At 66.8% G+C, this 21,359-nt stretch carries 21 protein-coding genes; 18 read left to right on the top strand and 3 right to left on the bottom strand.

Annotated elements, in window-relative coordinates; genetic code table 11:
* Nucleotides 1-17: 17 nt before the first annotated feature.
* The 4 genes from metH (at nucleotide 18) to DFLDMN_RS11910 (ending at nucleotide 4,639) form a co-directional block, all read left to right on the top strand.
* Nucleotides 18-2,765, top strand: coding sequence for a methionine synthase (gene metH / locus DFLDMN_RS11925; RefSeq protein WP_423195169.1), 2,748 nt, complete (start codon nucleotides 18-20; stop codon nucleotides 2,763-2,765).
* A 201-nt stretch (nucleotides 2,766-2,966) separates the two neighbouring features.
* Nucleotides 2,967-3,350 (top strand): hypothetical protein, encoded by a 384-nt coding sequence (locus DFLDMN_RS11920; protein WP_423195168.1) that lies wholly within the window; start codon nucleotides 2,967-2,969, stop codon nucleotides 3,348-3,350.
* A gap of 193 nt (nucleotides 3,351-3,543) precedes the next feature.
* Nucleotides 3,544-4,176: a response regulator gene (locus DFLDMN_RS11915; protein WP_109582374.1), complete on the top strand. Its 633-nt coding sequence runs from the start codon at nucleotides 3,544-3,546 to the stop codon at nucleotides 4,174-4,176.
* 58 nt (nucleotides 4,177-4,234) lie between these two features.
* On the top strand, nucleotides 4,235-4,639 hold the full coding sequence (locus DFLDMN_RS11910; protein WP_423195167.1) for a response regulator: 405 nt from the start codon (nucleotides 4,235-4,237) through the stop codon (nucleotides 4,637-4,639).
* A 55-nt stretch (nucleotides 4,640-4,694) separates the two neighbouring features.
* Here DFLDMN_RS11910 and DFLDMN_RS11905 read toward each other — a convergent pair whose 3' ends face one another.
* Nucleotides 4,695-6,086, bottom strand: coding sequence for a CHASE3 domain-containing protein (locus tag DFLDMN_RS11905; RefSeq protein WP_423198390.1), 1,392 nt, complete (start codon nucleotides 6,084-6,086; stop codon nucleotides 4,695-4,697).
* A 307-nt stretch (nucleotides 6,087-6,393) separates the two neighbouring features.
* On the opposite strand from DFLDMN_RS11905, the gene DFLDMN_RS11900 reads away from it, so the two are divergent.
* On the top strand, nucleotides 6,394-6,558 hold the full coding sequence (locus tag DFLDMN_RS11900; protein ID WP_109582372.1) for a DUF1328 domain-containing protein: 165 nt from the start codon (nucleotides 6,394-6,396) through the stop codon (nucleotides 6,556-6,558).
* Between the two features lie 105 nt (nucleotides 6,559-6,663).
* On the top strand, nucleotides 6,664-7,092 hold the full coding sequence (locus DFLDMN_RS11895) for a DUF883 family protein (RefSeq protein WP_423195166.1): 429 nt from the start codon (nucleotides 6,664-6,666) through the stop codon (nucleotides 7,090-7,092).
* Between the two features lie 371 nt (nucleotides 7,093-7,463).
* Here the strand turns inward: DFLDMN_RS11895 and DFLDMN_RS11890 are convergent, their stop codons facing one another.
* A complete protein-coding gene (locus DFLDMN_RS11890; protein ID WP_423195165.1) occupies nucleotides 7,464-7,781 on the bottom strand; it encodes a DUF1840 domain-containing protein in 318 nt (105 codons plus the stop codon).
* A 172-nt stretch (nucleotides 7,782-7,953) separates the two neighbouring features.
* Between DFLDMN_RS11890 and argS the strand changes: the two genes are divergently transcribed.
* The 5 genes from argS to DFLDMN_RS11865 all read left to right on the top strand — a co-directional run bounded on the left by argS (nucleotide 7,954) and on the right by DFLDMN_RS11865 (nucleotide 13,203).
* Nucleotides 7,954-9,759 carry an arginine--tRNA ligase gene (argS, locus tag DFLDMN_RS11885; protein WP_423195164.1) on the top strand — a complete coding sequence of 602 codons (1,806 nt, stop codon included), beginning with the start codon at nucleotides 7,954-7,956 and terminating at the stop codon, nucleotides 9,757-9,759.
* Nucleotides 9,760-9,899: 140 nt separating this feature from the next.
* Nucleotides 9,900-10,661, top strand: a complete 762-nt coding sequence (locus tag DFLDMN_RS11880; protein ID WP_423195163.1) for an SPOR domain-containing protein — start codon at nucleotides 9,900-9,902, stop codon at nucleotides 10,659-10,661.
* Between the two features lie 118 nt (nucleotides 10,662-10,779).
* Nucleotides 10,780-11,418 (top strand): thiol:disulfide interchange protein DsbA/DsbL, encoded by a 639-nt coding sequence (locus tag DFLDMN_RS11875; RefSeq protein ID WP_423195162.1) that lies wholly within the window; start codon nucleotides 10,780-10,782, stop codon nucleotides 11,416-11,418.
* A gap of 121 nt (nucleotides 11,419-11,539) precedes the next feature.
* Nucleotides 11,540-12,355: an SDR family oxidoreductase gene (locus tag DFLDMN_RS11870; RefSeq protein ID WP_423195161.1), complete on the top strand. Its 816-nt coding sequence runs from the start codon at nucleotides 11,540-11,542 to the stop codon at nucleotides 12,353-12,355.
* The gene (locus tag DFLDMN_RS11865) at nucleotides 12,352-13,203 is read left to right on the top strand and encodes a helical backbone metal receptor (RefSeq protein WP_423195160.1); all 852 of its coding nucleotides are present in this window, start codon (nucleotides 12,352-12,354) and stop codon (nucleotides 13,201-13,203) included. The genes DFLDMN_RS11870 and DFLDMN_RS11865 overlap by 4 nt, the downstream gene beginning before the upstream one ends.
* 91 nt (nucleotides 13,204-13,294) lie before the next feature.
* Here the strand turns inward: DFLDMN_RS11865 and DFLDMN_RS11860 are convergent, their stop codons facing one another.
* Nucleotides 13,295-14,371 carry an MBL fold metallo-hydrolase gene (locus DFLDMN_RS11860; RefSeq protein WP_423195159.1) on the bottom strand — a complete coding sequence of 359 codons (1,077 nt, stop codon included), beginning with the start codon at nucleotides 14,369-14,371 and terminating at the stop codon, nucleotides 13,295-13,297.
* 132 nt (nucleotides 14,372-14,503) lie between these two features.
* Between DFLDMN_RS11860 and DFLDMN_RS11855 the strand changes: the two genes are divergently transcribed.
* The 7 genes from DFLDMN_RS11855 to DFLDMN_RS11825 all read left to right on the top strand — a co-directional run bounded on the left by DFLDMN_RS11855 (nucleotide 14,504) and on the right by DFLDMN_RS11825 (nucleotide 21,341).
* Entirely contained in the window at nucleotides 14,504-14,932 is a 429-nt protein-coding gene (locus DFLDMN_RS11855) for a MerR family transcriptional regulator (protein WP_423195158.1), read from the top strand.
* A 105-nt stretch (nucleotides 14,933-15,037) separates the two neighbouring features.
* Nucleotides 15,038-15,535, top strand: a complete 498-nt coding sequence (locus DFLDMN_RS11850; protein ID WP_423195157.1) for a PaaI family thioesterase — start codon at nucleotides 15,038-15,040, stop codon at nucleotides 15,533-15,535.
* Nucleotides 15,536-15,571: 36 nt separating this feature from the next.
* A complete protein-coding gene (locus DFLDMN_RS11845) occupies nucleotides 15,572-16,753 on the top strand; it encodes an isovaleryl-CoA dehydrogenase (RefSeq protein ID WP_423195156.1) in 1,182 nt (393 codons plus the stop codon).
* Nucleotides 16,754-16,868: 115 nt separating this feature from the next.
* Nucleotides 16,869-18,692, top strand: a complete 1,824-nt coding sequence (aceK, locus tag DFLDMN_RS11840; RefSeq protein ID WP_423195155.1) for a bifunctional isocitrate dehydrogenase kinase/phosphatase — start codon at nucleotides 16,869-16,871, stop codon at nucleotides 18,690-18,692.
* Nucleotides 18,689-19,360 (top strand): carbonate dehydratase, encoded by a 672-nt coding sequence (can, locus tag DFLDMN_RS11835; RefSeq protein WP_423195154.1) that lies wholly within the window; start codon nucleotides 18,689-18,691, stop codon nucleotides 19,358-19,360. The genes aceK and can overlap by 4 nt, the downstream gene beginning before the upstream one ends.
* 93 nt (nucleotides 19,361-19,453) lie before the next feature.
* Nucleotides 19,454-20,638: an acetyl-CoA C-acetyltransferase gene (locus DFLDMN_RS11830; RefSeq protein ID WP_423195153.1), complete on the top strand. Its 1,185-nt coding sequence runs from the start codon at nucleotides 19,454-19,456 to the stop codon at nucleotides 20,636-20,638.
* 22 nt (nucleotides 20,639-20,660) lie between these two features.
* On the top strand, nucleotides 20,661-21,341 hold the full coding sequence (locus DFLDMN_RS11825) for an SDR family oxidoreductase (RefSeq protein ID WP_423195152.1): 681 nt from the start codon (nucleotides 20,661-20,663) through the stop codon (nucleotides 21,339-21,341).
* The last annotated feature ends 18 nt before the right edge of the window (nucleotides 21,342-21,359 follow it).

Below are 21,359 nucleotides of genomic sequence, written 5' to 3'. Positions count from 1 at the left end.
CTCAACAAGATTCCAACATGACCACCGCCAATTTGCCCCCGCGCCCGATGCGCCTGTCCGGCCTCGAGCCGTTCACGATCGATGACGACACGCTGTTCGTCAACGTCGGCGAACGGACCAACGTCACCGGTTCCAAGGCGTTCGCGCGCATGATCCTGGCCGGCCAGTTCGACGAGGCGCTCGCGGTGGCCCGCCAGCAGGTCGAGAACGGCGCGCAGATCATCGACATCAACATGGACGAGGCCATGCTCGATTCGAAGGCCGCGATGGTCAGGTTCCTGAACCTGATTGCGTCCGAGCCCGATATCGCGCGCGTGCCGATCATGATCGACTCGTCCAAGTGGGAGGTGATCGAGGCCGGCCTGCAGTGCGTGCAGGGCAAGCCGGTGGTCAACTCGATTTCGCTCAAGGAAGGCGAGGAACAGTTCCGCCACCACGCCACGCTGATCCGCCGCTATGGCGCCGCCGCGGTGGTGATGGCGTTCGACGAGAAGGGCCAGGCCGACACCTTTGCGCGCAAGACCGAGATCTGCCAGCGCAGCTACGACCTGCTGGTGCACGACCTGGGCTTTCCGCCCGAGGACATCATCTTCGATCCCAACATCTTCGCGGTCGCCACCGGGATCGAGGAGCACAACAACTACGCGGTTGACTTCATCGAGGCCACGCGCTGGATCAAGCAGAACCTGCCGTATGCCAAGGTGAGCGGCGGGGTGTCCAACGTGTCGTTCTCGTTCCGCGGCAACGACGTGGTGCGCGAGGCGATCCATACCGTGTTCCTGTATCACGCGATTGCCGCGGGCATGGACATGGGCATCGTCAACGCCGGCCAGCTGGGCGTGTACGACCAGCTCGATCCGGAACTGCGCGAGCGCGTGGAAGACGTGGTGCTCAACCGCCGCGACGACGCGACCGATCGCCTGCTCGAGATTGCCGACCGCTTCAAGGGCGGTGGTGCAAAGAAGGAAGAGAACCTCGCGTGGCGCGGCACGCCGGAGGCGCCGGTGTCGGTGCAGGACCGGCTCGCGCATGCGCTGGTGCACGGCATTACCAACTTCATCGTCGAGGATACCGAGGAGGCGCGCCAGCAGATCGCCGCGCGCGGCGGTCGCCCGATCGAGGTGATCGAGGGCCCGCTGATGGATGGCATGAACATCGTCGGCGACCTGTTCGGTGCCGGCAAGATGTTCCTGCCCCAGGTGGTCAAGAGCGCGCGCGTGATGAAGCAGGCGGTGGCGCACCTGCTGCCGTTCATCGAGGAAGAGAAGCGCCTGCTGGCCGAGGCCGGCGGCGACGTGCGCGCGCGCGGCAAGATCGTGATCGCGACGGTCAAGGGCGACGTGCACGACATCGGCAAGAACATCGTCTCGGTGGTGCTCCAGTGCAATAACTTCGAAGTGGTCAACATGGGCGTGATGGTGCCGTGCAACGAGATCCTGGCGCGCGCCAAGGTCGAGGGCGCGGACATCGTCGGCCTGTCGGGCCTGATCACGCCGTCGCTCGAGGAAATGGCCTACGTCGCCGCCGAAATGCAGCGCGACGACTACTTCCGCCTGAAGAAGATCCCGCTGCTGATCGGTGGTGCCACCACGTCGCGCGTGCATACCGCGGTCAAGATCGCGCCGAACTACGAAGGGCCGGTGGTGTACGTGCCCGATGCCTCGCGCTCGGTGAGCGTGGCCTCGAGCCTGCTGTCGGACGAGGGCGCGGCCAGATACCTCGACGAGCTGCGCCACGACTACGACCGCATCCGTACGCAGCATGCGGGCCGCAAGGCCACGCCGATGGTCACGCTGGCCCAGGCGCGTGCCAACAAGACGAAGATCGACTGGAGCGGCTACGTACCGCCCAGGCCCAAGTTCATCGGCCGGCGCGTATTCCGCAACTACGACCTGGCCGAGCTGGCCAATTTTATCGACTGGGGTCCGTTCTTCCAGACCTGGGACCTGGCCGGCAAATTCCCCGACATCCTCAACGACGAGATCGTCGGCGAGTCGGCGCGACGCGTCTACTCGGACGGCAAGAGCATGCTGGCCCGGCTGATCCAGGGCCGCTGGCTGACCGCCAACGGCGTGATCGCGCTGCTGCCGGCCAATACGGTCAACGACGACGATATCGAGATCTACACCGACGAGACGCGCAGCAAGGTTGCGCTGACCTGGCATAACCTGCGCCAGCAGAGCGAGCGCCCGGTGGTCGACGGCGTGCGCCGCCCCAACCGCTCGCTGGCGGACTTTATCGCGCCGAAGGACAGCGGCATTGCCGACTACATCGGCCTGTTCGCGGTCACGGCCGGTCTGGGCGTGGAGAAGAAGGAAAAGCAGTTCGAGGCCGACCATGACGACTACAGCGCGATCATGCTCAAGGCGCTGGCCGACCGCCTGGCCGAGGCTTTTGCCGAATGCCTGCACCAGCGTGTGCGTACCGATCTGTGGGGCTACGACGCAGCGGAAGCGCTGAGCAACGAGCAACTGGTGGCCGAAGCCTACCGCGGCATCCGCCCGGCGCCCGGCTATCCGGCGTGCCCGGAGCACACGGTCAAGGGCGCGATGTTCCAGTTCCTCGATGCGGCCGATATCGGCATGGGCATCACCGAGGCCCTGGCGATGACGCCCGCCGCATCGGTCAGTGGCTTCTACCTGGCGCATCCTGACGCGACGTACTTCAGCGTCGGCAAGATCGGCACCGACCAGCTCGAGGATATGGCCGCGCGTCGGGGCGAGGATCGCGCCACCATGGAGCGCGCGCTGGCGCCCAACCTGTAACGGCATGTCAGCGGCCCGCACCCGCCACGCACGCGTGGGTGGGGCCGCACCCGATCGTGCCTCACGCCTGCTTACAGGGCATTACAAGTGCTCACAGACCACGGCAGGCGGACTCCATAGACTGGTCCTCAGTTCACGTGACACCGCGTGGATGCCGCAGCGAATGTTTCGCCGCGGGCCATTCGAATAGGAGTCTCTTCCATGAACAAACTGCTGATCTCCCTGTCCGCCCTGTCGATTGCCGCTGCGTCCTCGCTGGTGATGGCGCAAGGGACGGGCACCACGGGTTCTGCTGGTGGCACCGGCATGGGCGCCGGTGCGCATGCCGGCGCGGCGTTGAGCGCGCCGGGCACGCAGACCGGTGTCGATGCGGGGGCCGGCGCCCGCGGTACCGCCGAAACGGGGAGCGGCGCGCAGGGTGGCATGGGCGCCGATACCAAGGCGGACGCCGCGACCAGGGCGGGTATCAAGGACGGCAAGCACGCGAAGCACGCCAAGAGCGGCAAGTCGAAGAAGGGCGATGCCAGCCTGGGCGCCAAGGCGGTGACTGGCGGCAGCGCGGAGACGGGGACCAGGCTGCAGTGACGACCGCTGCCACAACCCGATAACGCAACCAGCGGCGGCAATGACCGCCGTCCCGAACGGGCGCCTGAGGGCGCCCGTTCTGCCTTGTGTCAGCCTGACACCGACATCCTTGGCGCCCCGCCCGCACTACAATGCAGGAAACCGGCCCGGTGCGCCCTGCGCCACGGGCTGTTCCCTCACCGTGGAGACACCGATGATACGCGTCTTGATCGCCGACGATCATGAGATCGTTCGCGCCGGTCTGCGCCAGTTCATTTCAGAGGAACCCGACATCAAGGTGACGGGCGAAGCCGCGAGCGGCGACGAAGTGATGGCGCAGTTGCGCGACAGCGAGTTCGATGTCCTCGTGCTCGATATTTCCATGCCGGACCGCAACGGCATCGATGTGCTCAAGCTCATCCGCCAGCGCCTGCCCAATTTGCCGGTACTGATTCTGTCCACCTATCCGGAGGACCAGTACGCGATCAACCTTATCCGTGCCGGCGCATCTGGCTACCTGACCAAGGAAAGCGCGCCCGACGACCTCGTCAAGGCGATTCGCACCGTGGCCCAGGGCCGCCGCTACGTGAGTGCGACCGTGGCGGACCTGCTGATCGGCGGACTCGACAAGCCGACCGAGCAACCGGTGCACCAGACCCTGTCCGAGCGCGAGTTCCAGATCTTCTGCAAGCTGTCGCGCGGCCAGTCGGTCTCGGTCATCGCCGACGAACTGTTCCTGAGCGTCAAGACGGTCAGTACCTACCGTTCGCGCATCCTGGAGAAAATGGGAATGAAGACGAACGCCGACCTGACCTACTATGCCATCAAGAATGGCCTGGTCGAATAGCGCTCACGTCTCGTCCCGCCCCTGATTGCATCGCACCGATTCCGAACCCCTCGCCACCATGCCGGAGCAAGCCACGGCCACCTCGCACCGATTGCTGCGCGTCCTCCTGATCGAGGACTCGGCGGTATTGCGGGGCATGCTGCTGGAATACCTCAACGCGTTTCCGTTCGTGGAGACCGTCGACTGGGCCGACACGGAAAGCATGGCGGTGCGCATGGCCGCCGAAGGCAACTACCATGTGGTGATCGTCGACCTGCAGTTGCGCCAGGGCAATGGCATCAACGTGCTGCGCGAAATGCAGAAGGCGGACCTGTCCGGCATCCGCATCGTCTATACCAACCACGCCCAGGTATCGATGTACCGGCGCCAGTGCACCGAGGCCGGCGCCGACTATTTCTTCGACAAGTCGCTCGAGCTGGAACAGGTGTTCCGCGTCATCGAGGACTACGCCACCGGCGGCTGATCGCTCTCCGATCCGGCCGCCGGGGTTGCCACGGCGCGCGCCGCTACGCTCGCCGTTATGTTTCCAGTTCTTCCTCGGGCGGCGCCAGCACCGCCGTCGTCAGCGGGACCTCGATCCGTACCGTGACGCCCTGGTCGGGCGCCGAATCGATATGCATGCTGCCGCCGAGCGCCGTCACGCGCTGCTCCATGCCGAGCAGGCCGTGATGGCCGGCAATGCTGCCGGCGTCGAAATCGGGCGGCAGGCCCACGCCGTCGTCGCGCACCATCAGCGTGAGCTGTTCACGCGTGCACGCCAGCGTCACCGAGACGTGCCGTGCCTGCGCGTACTTGCTGGCATTGGTCAGCGATTCCTGCACGATGCGATACAACGCGATGGCGGCACTGTCGCGCAGCGATGGCACCGTCTCGGGCAGATTCACCTCGGTCTCCCATTCGTTGCGCGTGCCGACGTCCTCCACGAGCTGCACGATGGCTTCGCGCAGGCCCAGGTTGAGTAGCACGGTGGGCCGCAGATCCTCGATCAGGCGGCGCTTGATCTGGATGCTCTGGTCGACGTGGTGCATCACGCGCGTGATCTTGTCGCGCGCTTCGGGATGGGTTTCCTGCACGCGCATGCGTACCCAGTGCAGGTCGAGCTTGATCGCGGTGAGAATGGCGCCGAGTTCGTCGTGCAGTTCGCGCGCAAGGCGGGTTTTCTCGTCCTCGGTCACGCGCTGCAAGTGCGCGGCCAGGGCGGACAGCTGGCGCGTGCGCGCGCGCACCTTGCGGTCGAGCCGTGCGCTTTCTTCCTCGAGCTGGAGGCGCGCCGCCTCGGCCATCGACATGCGGCGCTGGTGCCCGAGGCCCACTGCCACCAGCAGCAGGATGTTGATCGCGGTGAGCAGGCCGATGCCGTAGCGCGACAGCTGCAGGTCGTGCTCGGCGCTCTCAAGGTTATGGGTGACGGTCCCGGCCTCGCGCACCTGCAGATGCTCCAGCCCGCGCCGCGCATTCTCCATGGTCTGCTTGCCGAAGTCGGTGCGGATCAGGTCGAGCGCGACGTCGACGTCGCGCTTGCCGTAGACGAGCGTGAGCGCCATCTCGTTGAGCTTGCGCGTGACGAACTGCGAGGTCTCCGCAAACAACCGCAGCCCCTCGGCGTCGTTGGCGTAGTGCTGGCGGATCGCGGCCATCAGAGCGTTGATGCGGGGCAGTGCCTTGTAGTACGGCTCCAGGTAGCTGTCCTTGCCGGTCAGCAGAAAGCCGCGCTGGCCGGCCTCGGCATTGACCAGTTCGCCCATCAGCGCGCCGAGATCGCTCTGCAGCTGCTGCGAGCGGATCGCTTCGGTATAGCCCGCGCGCAGGCGCAGGTTGCCCGTCTCGGAGGCGATCAGCACGGCCAGCGTGAGCACGATGCCGCCCGCGAGCAGCAGCGTATTCCTGAGTAATAGAGAGTGCTTGACCATGTTGGTGACGTCGGTGAGTACCCGCGTGTCCGGGACGACGCGAGCGGCCATGGAATCACATCCTCCATGAAGGGTCAATCGTTGCGCACTGCGCCACGGACGTATGCGCATGGTATGGCTTCGGCCGCCCCGGCACACCCGGTGCGCAGCGGTGTGCGCTGTAGGACTTGGCTGACATCTGAATCGGCGCTGTTTCGGTTTCTGGCCCCGGACCCGACCCCTACGATGAGGCTATGAGCTTGCGCACCGTGGCGCAAGCCGAATCCGCCGGCAGATCGGCGGGTTCGCCAACCTCGGGAGACCGGCCATGCTGCACTACGCACTCGTCTTTTTCATTGTTGCCCTGATCGCCGCGATCTTTGGCTTCGGTGGTATCGCGGCTGGCGCCGTGGAAATCGCCAAGATCCTGTTCTTCATCTTCCTGGTCGTGGCGCTCGTCACCTTCGTGATGGGCCTGGTCCGCCGACGCTAGGCCGGACACGGTAGCGCGACGGTGACCCCCTGCGGGTGGTCACCGGGCGCGGCCGCCTGGCCGGCCGCGCATCCGATCCGCCCAACAGGACCAAGAGGAGTCACCATGCTCACGCAAAACCCCAAGATCCGGAAGGAAATCAATCATCTTGCCGACAGTGCGGAACACACCGTCCGGCAGATCCGACATGCCGCGCGCGATACGCGCGACGCGGCGCATGACGCGGCCGGCCCGGTGTCGGACGAGGTCCGCTCGCTGATCGCTCAACTGCAACAGACCATCGACGTGCTGGCCCACGAAGGATCGGCCGAAAGCATGCTGGCTGGGCAGCGCCTGCGCGAACGTGCGCACCGCATGGCCGAGCGCGTGCGTGCCCAGACCCACGACGGCATGCACTGGGCGCGCGACCATATGGACGCCGCCGTGGATAGCGGCCGCCAGCGCGTGGTCGAGTCGCCGTTGAAGGCGGTGGGAATTGCCGCCCTTGCCGGCGCGTTTATCGGCCTCCTGCTCGCAGGCCGCCGCCACGACTGAGGTTTTTTCCGGGGGCGCGCCGCCGAGCGGCGCCTGCCCCCGTGACGTTTTACCCCTGCAGCACCCCCCTTTCCGGATATATCCCTGATCCGGTCGCCCGGTCACCGCATGGTGTCCGGGCATTTTTTCGTGGGTACGCCGCGGGTACGACCGGTCGTGCGGGTGGGCGCGGTGGAGAGGGACGGTGGGGGGACGGAGGGGGGCGGAGGAGGGGCCCGGAAGGGCGCACGCAACGAGGCCGGAGCAGGGCGCGCCGGTGCGATCGCGCCACGGAGCGCCGCGGAGTGCCGCGGCGGGCGAAGGGGGAGAGGGGGGGGAGAGAGGGGGAGAGAGAGGAGAGAGGCCGGTGCAACCGGCCGGAGCCCTGGTGCCTAGACTCCCCACAGCACATCGGCGCCTTCCTTCTCGGAGGCGCGCAGCATGTCGAGGAACGGATAGGCGCGCTGGCCAAGATGCAGCGGCTCTTCTTCGTGCTCGTCGTCGTGGTCGGAGACGGCCGAGTTGGCGGGGTGAGTCTTCTTTGCGTCAGATACCGCCGCCTCCAGCTTGCGGATGGCGTGCGGCAGTTCCTCGCTGGTGATCACCCCGCGCTCACCCAGGTGCTTGCCGATGATGCCAAGCAGCGTGATGGCAAGATCCTTCATCATGATCAGGTCTTGCGCCGCGTGGGATTTGAAGGTGATCAGCATGATGTTTCCTTTCTCGAGTCACGGAACCCATGTGCGAGGCGCATGGGCGGCCGCATGATGTCAGCATAGCACCTGATAAAATTCCGGGTTTCCGAAATCCGACACCGACTTCCGCTGTCTTGCGGCGCCCGGTTCACTTCCCGATCGCCGCCAGACGCCAGGGCCCGACATCATGCTGCCTGTTCAGACCACAAATCTCGCCGCTGCGTTCACTGACGCGGTGCGCTCGCTCGCTCCGGCCGACGCCGCGCTGCCCGCCGTCACGTTCGAACGGCCCAAGGTGGCCGCCCATGGCGACCTGGCCTGCAACGTGGCAATGCAGGTCGCGCGCGCGCTCAAGAGCAATCCGCGCGAGCTGGCCCAGCGCATCGTCGCGGCCGTGGAAGCCGATCCGCGCGCGCAGGCGCTGGTGGCCGCGCTGGAGATCGCCGGTCCCGGCTTTATCAACCTGCGGCTCAATGCCGCAGCGCGCGCCGAAGTCCTGCGCGCCGTGCTCAGCGAGGGCGATCGCTTCGGCGCGCGGCCCGAAGGCACGCACGGTCAGGTGCTGGTCGAGTTCGTCTCGGCCAACCCGACCGGCCCGCTGCACGTCGGCCACGGCCGCCAGGCCGCGCTCGGGGATGCGCTGGCCAACCTGCTCAGCTGGCAGGGCTGGTCGGTGCACCGCGAGTTCTACTACAACGATGCCGGCGTGCAGATCCACACGCTGGCGATCTCGGTGCAGGCGCGCGCGCGCGGCCTGCGTCCCGGCGATGCGGGCTGGCCCGAGGCCGCCTACAACGGCGACTACATCGCCGATATCGCCGCCGACTTCCTCGCCGGCAAGACCGTGAGCGCTTCGGACGGCGAGCCGGTCACGGCGTCGGGCAATATCGAAGACCTCGAATCGATCCGCAAGTTTGCGGTCACATACCTGCGCAACGAGCAGGATATCGACCTGCAGGCGTTTGGGGTCCGCTTCGACCGGTACTACCTCGAGTCGTCGCTGTACAGCGACGGCCGCGTCGAGGCCGCCGTGCAATCGCTGGTGGCGCGCGGCAAGACCTACGAGAGCGAGGGCGCGCTCTGGCTGCGCACCACCGACGACGGCGACGACAAGGATCGCGTCATGAAGAAGACCGACGGCACGTACACGTACTTCGTGCCGGACGTCGCGTATCACACCACCAAGTGGGAGCGCGGCTTTACCAAGGTCATCAACGTCCAGGGTAGCGACCACCACGGCACCATTGCGCGCGTGCGCGCCGGCCTGCAGGGGCTGGACATGGGCATTCCGCAGGGTTACCCCGACTACGTGCTGCACAAGATGGTCACCGTGATGAAGGACGGCGCGGAGGTCAAGATCTCGAAGCGTGCCGGCTCGTACGTGACCGTGCGCGACCTGATCGAATGGAGCAATGGCGGCGACAAGACCATCCGCGGTTGCCTGGAGGCGGGCGTGCCGGACTGGCCCGCGCAGTTCACGCGCGGCCGCGACGCGGTCCGCTTCTTCCTGCTGTCGCGCAAGGCCGATACCGAATTCGTGTTCGACGTGGACCTGGCCCTGAAGCAGAACGACGAGAACCCGGTGTACTACGTGCAGTACGCCCATGCCCGCATCTGCTCGATCTTCGAGGCCTGGGGCGGCGCGAACTGGGCCGACCGGCTGCCCGAGCTGGCCGGCGCCGACCTCGCCGCGGTGACCGCGGCCGAGGTCAGCCCGCAGGCGCTGGCACTGGGCCGCCGGCTGGCCGAGTTCCCCGACATGCTGAGCGCGGCGGCCGGCGAGCTGGCGCCGCATGCCGTGGCCTTCTACCTGCGCGACCTGGCCGGCGACTTCCATGCCTTCTACAACGCCGACCGGGTGCTGGTGGATGACGAGACGGTCAAGCGCGCGCGCCTGGCGCTGCTGGCCGCGACGCGCCAGGTGCTGCGCAACGGCCTGGCCGTGATCGGCGTGTCGGCGCCGCAGCGCATGGCGCGCGAGACGGAAAACTGAGCGAAGCCCGGGCGGAAGCCGACGCCAGGCCGACGCAAGGCCGACGCAAGGCGGCGCACGGGCAGCGGGCGTGAACCGACGCCCGTGCTACGCGTCATAGGACTGGCCCTATAATCGCGAGCATCACCGAAGAGGACTTCATGCAACAGCAACGCAAGCATGCCCAGCGCACCAGCCGCCGCGACAGGCAACATGGCGGTACGTTCCTGGGCCTCGTGCTCGGCCTGATCGTAGGCCTGGCCATCGCGGTCGTGGTCGCCCTGTACATCACCAAGTCGCCGGCGCCGTTCCAGCAGAAGGGCGGCAGCACGCCGCCGCGCCCGACCGAGCCCGGCAACGTGGCCAGCGCGCTGCCGAACCCGGCGCAGCAGGCCCAGCAGGGGCAGGCGGGCGAGCCGGCCGACCCCAACAAGCCGCTGTGGAGCAAGACCCCGGCCAAGCCGGTGGGGCAGGCCGAGCCTGCCGCGCCGTCGGCCGCGCCCGCGGCACCGTCGTCCGTGCCGGCGCAGCCGCCGGTGGCGGTGACGCGCCCGGCGGAGCTGCCGGGCACCAATGGCGCGGCCTCGCGCCCGACCGCGCCGGCACCGTCCCAGCAGGCCGTGCGCCCGGCCGAGAAGCCGGTGTCCGACCCGATCGCCGAGATCGCCCAGGCCGACGCGAACAAGGTGGGCTACCTGCTGCAGGTCGGCGCGTTCCGCTCGCAGGACGACGCCGACCGCCAGAAGGCCAACCTCGCCATGCAGGGCTTCGAGGCCAAAGTGACCGACCGCGATGTCAACGGCACCAAGATGTATCGCGTTCGTCTGGGGCCGTTCCATCGTATCGAGGACATGAACCGCGCGCGCGACCGGCTGCAATCGGCCGGCTTCGAGGCGTCGGTCATCCGTTTCACCAAACAATGAAAAATGGCTGCCGGTTGAACCCGGAAGCTGCGGGGCGGGTCATACGCCCAATGCAACCGGGCCAACTGGCCCGACCCGTCGTTTCGAGCGGTCTCTCAACCCAAGGCTCCTGACCATCATGAAGAAATTTGCCGCCCTGTTCGCCACGCTTGCCGCCGTCAGCGGACTGCTGATGACCGCGCCCGCCGCCGTCGCCGCGCCGACCGAGGGCAAGGACTACCAGGTGATGAAGGCCCCGCAGCCGGTGCCCGCCGGCAAGATCGAGGTCACCGAGTTCTTCTGGTATGGCTGCCCGCATTGCTACGACTTCGAGCCCGAGCTCGAGGCATGGGTGCACAAGCAGGGCAAGGACGTGGTCTTCAAGCGCGTGCCGGTGGCCTTCCGCGACGACCTGCTGGCCCACACCAAGATCTTCTACACGCTGGAAGCGCTGGGCAAGCTGGAAGCGCTGCACGGCAAGGTGTTCGACGCGATCCACAAGGAGCGCAAGCGCATGCTGAACACCGACGAGATCGCCGATTTCATGGCCAAGAACGGCATCGACCGCAAGCAGTGGCTCGATACGTACAACTCGTTCTCGGTGACGACCAACGCCCAGCGCGCCAACAAGATCGCCGACGCCTACAAGATCGATGGCGTACCGACCGTGGTGGTGCAGGGCAAGTACGTGACCTCGCCGTCGATTGCCGGTACCAAGTCGGGCGCGATCCAGGCGATGGACTTCCTTGTCACGGGTGTGCGCGACAAGAAGCTCTGATGCGGGGCCGGCCTGCCCGGCCTGGCTTGGATGTTCCTGCTTTGGTACGGACGGCCCGGTGCGCCTAGTGGCGTGCCGGGCCGTCTTGTCTTGATGCGCGGCCAGCGCTTACAGTGAAACCATGCGACCCCAGAAAGTCTTTATCACCGGTGCGTCGAGTGGCATCGGCCATGCGCTGGCGCGCGCCTATGCCGCACAGGGCGCCGTGCTGGGTGTGGTGGGCCGCAACGAGGCGGCCTTGCGCGCGCTGGCCAGTGCGCTGCCCAATCCCAATGCGGTACGGGTCTATGTGGCCGACGTATGCGATGCCGACGCCCTGGCGCAGGCCGCGGCCGACTTTATTGGCCATTTCGGCTGCCCGGACGTGGTCGTCGCCAGTGCCGGCATTTCCATCGGCACGCTTGCCAGCGAGCGCGAGGACCTTGCCGTGGCGCGCGCAGTGATGGACACCAACTGGTACGGCACGCTGGCGACCTTTCAGCCGTTTCTCCATGCCATGCGCGAGCGCGCCCCCGGCGCCGGCGGGGTGCGCGGCACGCTGGTGGGGCTGGCCAGCGTGGCCGGCGTGCGCGGGCTGGCCGGCGGCGGTGCGTACAGCGCGTCCAAGGCCGCGGTGGTGCGGTCGCTGGAGGCGTTGCGGCTGGAGCAGAGGCGCCACGGCATTCGCGTGGTGACGATCGCGCCCGGCTATATCCGCACGCCGATGACCGCGCATAACCCGTATCGCATGCCGTTCCTGATGGATGCGGACCGCTTTGCGCGGCAGGCCGTGCGCGTGATCGCGGCGGGCCGGCGTTATCGCGTGCTGCCGTGGCAGATGGGCGTGGTCGGTGCGGTGCTGCATGTCATGCCGCGCTGGCTCTATGACCGGCTGTTTGCCAAGGCGCCCCGCAAGCCGCGACAGGCCGGCGCCGGCGAGCCGGGCGGTCCGGCATGACCGCCATGACCGCCTTTGCCGATGCGCTCGGCCAGGACCATCGCCCGGCGGGCGACGACGCGCGGATCGCATCGCTGGTGCCGTCGCTTACCGAACTGCTGTTCGACCTTGGCCTTGGCGCGCAGATGGTGGCCCGCACCGGCTTCTGCATTCATCCGGCACCGGCGGTGCGCGAGGTCGCGAAAGTGGGCGGTACCAAGGACGTGAACCTCGACCGGTTGCGGGCGCTTGCACCGACGCATGTGGTGGTCAATATCGACGAGAACCGGCGCGAGACGGTCGACGAGATCCGCACCTTCGTCCCCAACGTGATCGTGACCCATCCGTGCGCGCCCGAGGACAACGTTGCGCTTTACCGGCTGCTGGGCGGCGTGTTTGGCCGGCTGCCGCAGGCGGATGCGCTGGCGGCCGCGCTGCACGAGGGGCTCGATGCGCTCGCGCGGGCCAACTGGCCGGCGCGGCGCGTGCTTTATGCGATCTGGCAGGACCCATGGATGACGGTGTCGCGCGACACCTATATCAGCCGCATGCTGGCGCTGGTGAACTGGCACACCTGGCCCGATGCCGGCGGCATGCCGGCCGCCTGCGTGGACGGCGATTGCAGCCGCCCGAACGCGCCCGGCCAACGGTATCCGAGCTTTCGCTGGAGCGATGCGCTGGTGCGCGAGCTCGACGCGGTGCTGCTGTCGACCGAGCCCTATCGCTTTACCGAAAGCCACGTCGATGCGCTCGAGCGGCAGGCCGGCTTGCCGGTGCGACTGGTCGATGGCGAGATGCTGTCGTGGTACGGCAGCCGCGCGGTGGCCGGCGTGCGCTACCTCGCCACGCTGGCCCGGGAAGGGTTCTAGCGGGCCGTGCCGTCGCGCCTCAGGTCGCGCCTCAGGTCGCCCCTCAGGTCGCCCCTCAGGTCGCCCCTCAGGTCGCTCCTCAGGTCGCCCCTCAGGCCGCGCGGAAGCGGATGATGCCGTCGTCGCTCAGTTCGCGCACCAGCTGGCCGCGATGCCACAGCGCATGCAGGTGCGCCAGGGCCTCGCCCATGGCGAAGGTCAACTGGTGGATATCGAACTGGCGGCGGAAGATCACGCCGACGATATCGTGCGCATGGCAGGGCCGCTCCGCGCAGGCCGCAAGGGTTTCCGCCAGGCGCGCGACGTGGTGCTCGCGCAGCTGCGTCAGGCGCGTATGGAGGTTGCGGAACGGCCGGCCGTGCGACGGCAGGATCAGCACGTCCTGCGGCAGCGGCTCGTACTTGCCGAGCGAGTCGAGGTAGAGCTGGAGCGGATTGGCCTCGGGCTCCATATCGAACACGCTGACGTTGGTCGAGATGCGCGGCAGCACCATGTCGCCGGAGATCAGCACATTGGTGGCCGGGTTGTAGAGCGCCACATGCTCGGGCGCATGGCCATAGCCGGTGATCACGCGCCATTCCGCACTGGCCGGCTCGGCACCCATGCGCACGGTATCGCCGTCCATCAGGCGGCGGTACTGGGTGGGCAGGTCGGGTACCAGCGAAGGGTAGTAGGCCTTGCGCGCGCGCAGCTTCTCCAGGCAGTCGGGATCGGTCAGGCCATGGCGTGCGAAGTGGCTCGCGGCAAAGTCGCCGCCGGCATTGGAGCCGGCCCCGGCGCCGCTGTTCATCACCCGCGCGGTCATATAGTCGCCCAGGCTCATCCACAGCCGCACGTTCCAGTGCTTGCAGAGCCAGTGCGCAAGCCCGACGTGGTCCGGATGGCAATGCGTGACCAGCACGCGCAGCACCGGCAGGCCGTCGAGATGGTCGGCGAAGATCGCTTCCCAATGCGCCTTGATGGTGTCGTTGGTGATGCCGCAGTCGATCACGGTCCAGCCGTCCTGGCCGTCGAGCCGGTCGCGTACCAGCCAGAGGTTGATATGGTCGAGCGCGAACGGCAACGGCATGCGCAGCCAGTAGACGCCAGGCGCCACTTCCTGGCGCGTGCCGGGTTCGGGAAGGGTGTCACCGAAGGGATATTGGAGCTGGTGTTCGAGTGCGTTCATGGGGCGGTCTCTGCGGCATTGTCAGGCGGCGAAGTTGACGCTAACGTTAACGTCAATGCGCGACGCCTGTCGTCCATCTTAGTCGATAAGTTGACCATACAACGAACGATCGTTCACTTTTCTGCCCTGCCCATGTCGTCACCGTCCGCTCCCGCCACCTTTACCATCACCGACCTCGCGCGCGAGTTCGACGTGACGCCGCGTGCCATCCGCTTCTACGAGGACCAGGGCCTGCTCTCGCCCGAACGCGCGGGGCCGGGCGGCCGCAAGCGGGTCTACAACGGGCGCGAGCGGACCCGCCTCAAGCTCACGCTGCGCGGCAAAAGGTTAGGGCTCACTCTCAATGAGATTCGCGAGATCCTAGATCTCTACGAGTCGCCACGCGACACCGCGCCGCAGCTCGAACGCTTTCTCCACGCGCTGGCCCAGCACCGCGGGACGCTCGAACGCCAGATGGAAGACCTGAAGGCCCAACTGGCGGAAATCGATGCCCACGAACGCCAGTGCCGCACCCTGCTGGAAAATCTGGCCGATGCTCCGGCCCGTCGGCAACGCGCCTGAGGCGCCGAGCCGGGCACATTCCCATGCCCCGGGGAGGTCACGGTTGACGTTTACGTAAACGTCAATAAAATACCCATCGAACGCCCTGTCCAGGAGCCACCGCCCATGTCCGCCGACGCGTCGAATGTCGCAACCGCAACCGCAACCGCAACCGCAACCGCAGCCGAGCCGCTTGCGCCCGGCCGCGCCGACGCCATCGCCACGAGCTTTGCGCGCCAGGGAATGATGAAGACGCTGGGCGCGCGCATCGAGCGCGTGGCACGCGGCGAAGTCGAGTTGTCGATGCCGTGGTCCGACGCCATTACGCAGCAGCACGGCTTCTTCCACGGCGGCGCGGTGGGCGCGCTGGCCGATACCGCTTGCGGCTACGCGGCGCTGTCGGTGGTGGGCGAGGGCGAGGCGGGCCTGACCGCCGAGTACAAGATCAACCTGTTGTCCCCGGCACAGGGCGAGCGGCTGATCGCCATCGCCCGTGTGCTCAAGCCCGGCCGCACCCTCGTGGTCGCGCAGGGCGATGTCTATGCCGAGCAGCAGGGCCGCCGCAAGCAGGTGGCCACCATGCTGATGACCCTTTGCGTGGTCCGTACCCTGGATCACGTCTGACGCACGTCCGATTCCCGATAACAGCAGGAGACCGACATGACCGAACTGCCAGGCCTGAGATTCGACCTCGGCGAAGACATCGAGATGCTGCGCGCCTCGGTGCGCCACTGGGCCCAGGCCGAACTGGCGCCGCGCGCGGCAGAGATCGACCGCACCGACCAGTTCCCGATGGATGCCTGGAAGAAGATGGGCGACCTCGGCGTGCTCGGCATTACCGTGGCCGAGGAATACGGCGGCGCCAACATGGGCTACCTGGCCCACATGATCGCGATGGAAGAGATCAGCCGCGCCTCGGCGTCGGTCGGCCTGTCGTACGGCGCGCATTCCAACCTCTGCGTGAACCAGATCCATCGCAATGGCACGGCTGCGCAGAAGGCGAAATATCTGCCGAAGCTGGTCTCCGGCGAATGGATCGGCGCGCTCGCCATGAGCGAGCCCAACGCCGGCTCCGACGTGGTCTCGATGAAGCTGCGCGCGGATTTCAGGGGCGACCGCTACGTGCTCAACGGCACCAAGATGTGGATCACCAACGGCCCCGACTGCGATGTGCTGGTGGTCTACGCCAAGACCGAGCCGGAGCTCGGCGCGCGCGGCATGACCGCATTTATCGTCGAGAAGGGCATGAAGGGCTTTTCGGTGGCGCAGAAACTCGACAAGCTCGGCATGCGTGGCTCGCATACCGGGGAGCTGGTGTTCCAGGATGTCGAGGTGCCGGTGGAGAACATGCTGGGGGCCGAGAACGGCGGCGCCAAGGTGCTGATGAGCGGGCTCGACTACGAACGCGCGGTGCTGTCGGGCGGCCCGGTCGGCATCATGCAGGCGTGCATGGACGTGGTCACGCCGTATATCCACGATCGCAAGCAGTTTGGCCAGAGCATCGGCGAATTTCAGCTGATCCAGGGCAAGGTGGCCGACATGTACACCACGCTGCAGGCCGCGCGCAGCTATCTCTATACGGTGGGCAAGAACCTTGACGCGCTCGGCAGCGAGCACGTGCGCCAGGTGCGCAAGGACTGCGCCGCGGTGATTCTGTACACCGCCGAGAAAGCAACGTGGATGGCCGGCGAGGCGGTGCAGATCCTCGGTGGCAACGGCTATATCAACGAATATCCGGCGGGCCGGCTGTGGCGCGACGCCAAGCTGTACGAGATTGGCGCCGGCACGTCGGAAATCCGCCGCATGCTGATCGGGCGCGAGCTGTTCGCGGAGACGATGTAATCCAAAGTGCTGCCGGCGGCGCTCCTGGCGCGCCTTGTGCGCGGGGGAGCGAACCGTCGGCAGGTCCGATCGCCATTACAATTTCACTCACTGTCACCCGCAGCCCGGCCCCGCCATGTCGCACTTTCCCAAACTGCTCTCCTCGCAGATTGCCTACGACGTGGCGCGCACCATGCTGGACGGGTTCGACAAGCATTACCGGCTGTTCCGCGAAGTCAGCCATGAGGCCAAGCGCCGGTTCGAGGCCGGCGACTGGCCGGGGCTGCAGCAACTGCAGCGCGATCGCATCGCGTTCTACAACACGCGTGTGCGCGAGGCGAGCGACTGCCTGGTGGCCGAATACGATGCCGAGCGGATCGACGACGCGATCTGGCAGCAGATCAAGCTCCATTACATCGGCCTGCTGACGCGCCATCATCAGCCCGAGCTGGCCGAGACGTTCTTCAACTCGGTGTGCACGCGCATCCTGCACCGCTCGTATTTCAACAACGATTTCATTTTCCTGCGACCGGCGATCTCGACCGAATACATCGAGAACGAGGAATCGCCGACGCGGCCGACCTACCGCGCCTACTATCCGGGCAGCCGCGAAGGCATGGCCGCCTGCTTCGAACGCATCGTGCACAACTTCCAGCTCGAGCGGCCGTTCGAGGACCTGCGCCGCGACATCGGCTACGTGCTGCACGCGATCGAGGCCCATCACGGCGATTTTCGCATCGCCCCGAATTTCCAGATTCACACGCTGTCGTCGCTGTTCTTCCGCAACAAATCGGCTTTTATCATCGGCCGCATGGTCAACGGCGACCGCTCGCATCCGTTCGCCATCCCGATCGTGCATGGACCCTCTGGCCAGCTGACGCTCGACACCGTGCTGCTGCGCAAGGAGCAGTTGCTGATCCTGTTCTCGTTCACGCATGCGTACTTCATGGTGGACATGGAAATTCCGTCCGCGTACGTGACCTTCCTGCGCGACCTGATGCCGCGCAAGCCGCGCGGTGAAATCTATACCTCGCTGGGTTTGCAGAAGCAGGGCAAGAACCTGTTCTATCGCGACTTCCTGCACCATCTGCAGCATTCGTCCGACCAGTTCATCGTGGCGCCCGGCATCAAGGGCCTCGTGATGCTGGTGTTCACGCTGCCGTCGTACCCGTATGTCTTCAAGGTGATCAAGGATGTGTTTCCGGCGCCCAAAGAGACCACGCGCGACCTGGTCATGTCGAAGTACCAGCTGGTCAAGCAGCACGACCGCGTGGGACGCATGGCCGATACGCTCGAATACTCGGATGTGGCCTTTCCCCGTTCGCGCTTCGACGACGCGCTGGTGCGCGAGCTGGAACGGTACGCACCGTCGATGATCGAATACCAGCGCGCGCGCGGCGGCGAGGAGGAGATCGTGGTGCGCCACGTCTATATCGAGCGCCGCATGACGCCGCTGAACCTGTGGCTGCAGGAAGGCACCGACGCCCAGGTCGACCACGGCATCCTCGAATACGGCAACGCGGTCAAGGAACTGATGGCGGCCAACATCTTTCCGGGCGACATGCTGTACAAGAATTTCGGCGTGACGCGCCACGGCCGCGTGGTGTTCTACGACTACGACGAGATCGAGTACCTGACCGACTGCAATTTCCGCCGGGTGCCGCCGCCGCGCAACGAGGAAGAGGAAATGTCGGGCGAGCCGTGGTATAGCGTAGGCCCGCACGACGTGTTTCCGGAGACCTTCCGCGCGTTTCTGCTGGGCGATCCGCGTGTGCGCGAGGCATTTCTGCGGCATCATCCCGATTTTTTCGACGCTGCCATGTGGCAGGGCCATAAGGACCGGCTGTTGGCCGGACATGTTCATGACTTCTTTGCCTATCCGATCCAGGAACGTTTTATCCACCGCTTCGGCACCCATCGGCCAGACATGCAGCCCGCGCTGCCAAGGAGAGCGGCATGAGTGACGCCATCGCCCAACTGTTCCGCAACAACCGCGAGTGGGTGGACCGCGTCAACGCGGAAGATCCGACCTTCTTTGCCCGCCTGGCCAACCAGCAGGCGCCCGAGTACCTGTGGATCGGCTGCTCCGACTCGCGCGTGCCGGCCAACCAGATTCTCGGCCTGGCGCCGGGCGAGGTGTTCGTCCACCGCAATATCGCCAACGTGATCGCGCACAGCGACCTCAACGCGCTGTCGGTGATCCAGTTTGCCGTGGAGGTGCTCAAGGTGCGCCATATCACGGTGGTGGGCCACTACGGCTGCGGCGGCGTGAAGGTGGCGCTCAAGCGCGAACGCATCGGTCTGGCGGACAACTGGCTGCGCCACGTGCGCGACGTGGCCGACAAGCACGACGCCTACCTCGGCACGCTGCTGCGCGAGGAAGACGCGCATACCCGCCTGTGCGAGCTTAACGTGATCGAGCAGGTCAACAACCTGTGCCAGACCACCGTGCTGCAGGACGCCTGGGCGCGCGGCCAGGCCATTACCGTGCATGGCTGGGTCTACGGCGTGTCCGACGGGCTGCTGCGCGACCTTGGCATGGCGGCGAGCAACAACGACGAGCTTCACGCGCAACTGGCCGCGGCTTACCGCCAGTACGGCGACCCGCCGCACGCCTCGATCCGCTGAGGCCACCGGCGCCTGCCACCGCGTAACCCGCCGGCGCACCGGAACCAGGGCGTTCCGGCGCGCCGCGCACCCGAGGAACAGAGGAGACCACTCATGCAAGCAGATCCCATCGTCATCGTCTCGGCGGCCCGTACGCCGATGGCCGCCTTCCAGGGCGAATTCTCGAGCCTGACCGCGCCGCAACTGGGGGCAGTGGCCATTCGCGCCGCCGTCGAGCGGGCCGGGCTCAAACCGGAACAGGTGCAGGAAGTGGTGTTCGGCTGCGTGCTGCCGGCTGGCCTGGGCCAGGCGCCGGCACGCCAGGCCGCGCTCGGCGCGGGCCTGCCGCTGGATGTGGCATGCACCACCGTCAACAAGATGTGCGGCTCCGGCATGCGCGCCGCGATGACGGTGTTCGACGGCCTGCTGGCGGGCTCGTTCGAGGTGGCCGTGGCCGGTGGCATGGAGAGCATGACCAACGCGCCGTATCTGATTCCGAAGGGCCGCGGCGGCTACCGCATCGGCCACGGCATGATCTACGACCACATGATGCTCGACGGCCTCGAGGATGCCTACGAGAAAGGCCGTGCGATGGGCACCTTCGGCGAGGAGTGCGCCGCCAAGTACAAGTTCACGCGCGAGCAGCAGGACCAGTTTGCGATGGAGTCGGTGCGCCGCGCGCAGCAGGCCACCGAGAGCGGCGCGTTCCAGTGGGAAATCGCGCCGGTCACGGTCAAGGGCAAGACCGGCGACACCGTGATCGACACCGACGAAGGTCCGCGCCGCATCAAGCTCGACAAGATTCCCTCGCTCAAGCCGGCCTTTGCCAAGGACGGCACCATCACGGCGGCCTCGTCGTCGTCGATCAACGACGGCGCCTCGGCGCTGGTGATGATGCGCGCGTCCACCGCGCAGGCGCTCGGTCTGCAGCCGCTGGCGCGCATGCTGGGCCATACCTCGCATGCGCAGGCGCCGGGCTGGTTTACCACCGCGCCGGTGGAAGCCATCGCCAAGCTCTATCGCAAGCTCGACTGGACCACCGACTCGGTGGACCTGTTCGAGATCAACGAGGCGTTTGCCGTGGTGCCGATGGCGGCGATGGAAGAGCACCGCATTCCGCGCGAGAAGGTCAATATCCACGGCGGCGCGTGCGCGCTCGGCCATCCGATCGGCGCCTCGGGCGCGCGCATCATGACCACGCTGATCGGCGCGCTGCGCAAGACCGGCGGCAAGCGTGGCGTGGCGTCGCTGTGCATCGGCGGTGGCGAGGCCACGGCCGTCGGTATCGAACTGGTCTGAGCATCCGTCCGGAGATCTCGCCATGCCCACCGCCCTCGTGCTCGGCGCTTCGCGCGGTATCGGTCTCGAGTTCGTGCGTCAGTACCGCGCCGACGGCTGGCGCGTGATTGCCACCGCGCGCCGGGACGAGGACGTGGCCATGCTGCGCGATCTCGGCGCGGAAGCGCACCGCGTGGACCTGACCGACGCCGGCGCGGTGGCGGGCCTGGGCTGGAAGCTCGATGGCGAGTCGCTCGACGTGGCGGTGTACAACGCCGGCGTGATGGGTCCCCGCACCAAGGGAGCCCAGCCGATCGCGCGCGAGGACTTCGACGCGGTCATGCATGTCAACGTGCTGGGCGCGATGATGGCGCTGCCGCTGGTGCTGCCGTTCGTGGAAACCGGCAACGGCGGGCGCGGCGGCGTGCTGGCCGTGCTGTCGACGCGCATGGGCAGCATCAGCCTGATGGAGAGCAACAGCGCGTGGCTCTACCGGGTCAGCAAGGCGGCGCTCAACGCGGCGCTGCGCGCGGTGTCGCTCGATGCGCGCCATGCCATCTGCCTGGCATTCCATCCGGGCTGGGTCAGGACCGACATGGGCGGCGAGCAGGCCAACGTTAGCCAGCACGACAGCGTGCTGGCGATGCGGCGCATGATGGCGTCGGCCACGCCCCGCCACAACGGCGGCTTCCATCACTACGACGGCACCGCCCTGCCATGGTAGCGGCGGTGGGCGAGTCCG

Source organism: Cupriavidus sp. H19C3 (genome assembly GCF_049393815.1).
Taxonomy (GTDB): Bacteria; Pseudomonadota; Gammaproteobacteria; order Burkholderiales; family Burkholderiaceae; genus Cupriavidus.
The sequence above is the reverse complement of the archived record's forward strand: the minus strand, read 5'-3'. Positions and strand labels throughout refer to the sequence as shown.

What these genes read in the sequence shown, in the direction of transcription:
- DFLDMN_RS11915 (WP_109582374.1), top strand. Translation starts at nt 3,544, where the DNA reads ATGATACGCGTCTTGATCGCCGACGATCATGAGATCGTTCGCGCCGGT.
- DFLDMN_RS11860 (WP_423195159.1), bottom strand. Translation starts at nt 14,371, where the DNA reads ATGAACGCACTCGAACACCAGCTCCAATATCCCTTCGGTGACACCCTT.
- argS (WP_423195164.1), top strand. Translation starts at nt 7,954, where the DNA reads ATGCTGCCTGTTCAGACCACAAATCTCGCCGCTGCGTTCACTGACGCG.
- DFLDMN_RS11900 (WP_109582372.1), top strand. Translation starts at nt 6,394, where the DNA reads ATGCTGCACTACGCACTCGTCTTTTTCATTGTTGCCCTGATCGCCGCG.
- DFLDMN_RS11845 (WP_423195156.1), top strand. Translation starts at nt 15,572, where the DNA reads ATGACCGAACTGCCAGGCCTGAGATTCGACCTCGGCGAAGACATCGAG.
- aceK (WP_423195155.1), top strand. Translation starts at nt 16,869, where the DNA reads ATGTCGCACTTTCCCAAACTGCTCTCCTCGCAGATTGCCTACGACGTG.
- DFLDMN_RS11870 (WP_423195161.1), top strand. Translation starts at nt 11,540, where the DNA reads ATGCGACCCCAGAAAGTCTTTATCACCGGTGCGTCGAGTGGCATCGGC.
- DFLDMN_RS11875 (WP_423195162.1), top strand. Translation starts at nt 10,780, where the DNA reads ATGAAGAAATTTGCCGCCCTGTTCGCCACGCTTGCCGCCGTCAGCGGA.
- DFLDMN_RS11855 (WP_423195158.1), top strand. Translation starts at nt 14,504, where the DNA reads ATGTCGTCACCGTCCGCTCCCGCCACCTTTACCATCACCGACCTCGCG.
- DFLDMN_RS11865 (WP_423195160.1), top strand. Translation starts at nt 12,352, where the DNA reads ATGACCGCCATGACCGCCTTTGCCGATGCGCTCGGCCAGGACCATCGC.
- DFLDMN_RS11910 (WP_423195167.1), top strand. Translation starts at nt 4,235, where the DNA reads ATGCCGGAGCAAGCCACGGCCACCTCGCACCGATTGCTGCGCGTCCTC.
- DFLDMN_RS11920 (WP_423195168.1), top strand. Translation starts at nt 2,967, where the DNA reads ATGAACAAACTGCTGATCTCCCTGTCCGCCCTGTCGATTGCCGCTGCG.
- DFLDMN_RS11890 (WP_423195165.1), bottom strand. Translation starts at nt 7,781, where the DNA reads ATGCTGATCACCTTCAAATCCCACGCGGCGCAAGACCTGATCATGATG.
- DFLDMN_RS11825 (WP_423195152.1), top strand. Translation starts at nt 20,661, where the DNA reads ATGCCCACCGCCCTCGTGCTCGGCGCTTCGCGCGGTATCGGTCTCGAG.
- DFLDMN_RS11850 (WP_423195157.1), top strand. Translation starts at nt 15,038, where the DNA reads ATGTCCGCCGACGCGTCGAATGTCGCAACCGCAACCGCAACCGCAACC.
- DFLDMN_RS11895 (WP_423195166.1), top strand. Translation starts at nt 6,664, where the DNA reads ATGCTCACGCAAAACCCCAAGATCCGGAAGGAAATCAATCATCTTGCC.
- DFLDMN_RS11905 (WP_423198390.1), bottom strand. Translation starts at nt 6,086, where the DNA reads ATGGTCAAGCACTCTCTATTACTCAGGAATACGCTGCTGCTCGCGGGC.
- DFLDMN_RS11830 (WP_423195153.1), top strand. Translation starts at nt 19,454, where the DNA reads ATGCAAGCAGATCCCATCGTCATCGTCTCGGCGGCCCGTACGCCGATG.
- can (WP_423195154.1), top strand. Translation starts at nt 18,689, where the DNA reads ATGAGTGACGCCATCGCCCAACTGTTCCGCAACAACCGCGAGTGGGTG.
- DFLDMN_RS11880 (WP_423195163.1), top strand. Translation starts at nt 9,900, where the DNA reads ATGCAACAGCAACGCAAGCATGCCCAGCGCACCAGCCGCCGCGACAGG.
- metH (WP_423195169.1), top strand. Translation starts at nt 18, where the DNA reads ATGACCACCGCCAATTTGCCCCCGCGCCCGATGCGCCTGTCCGGCCTC.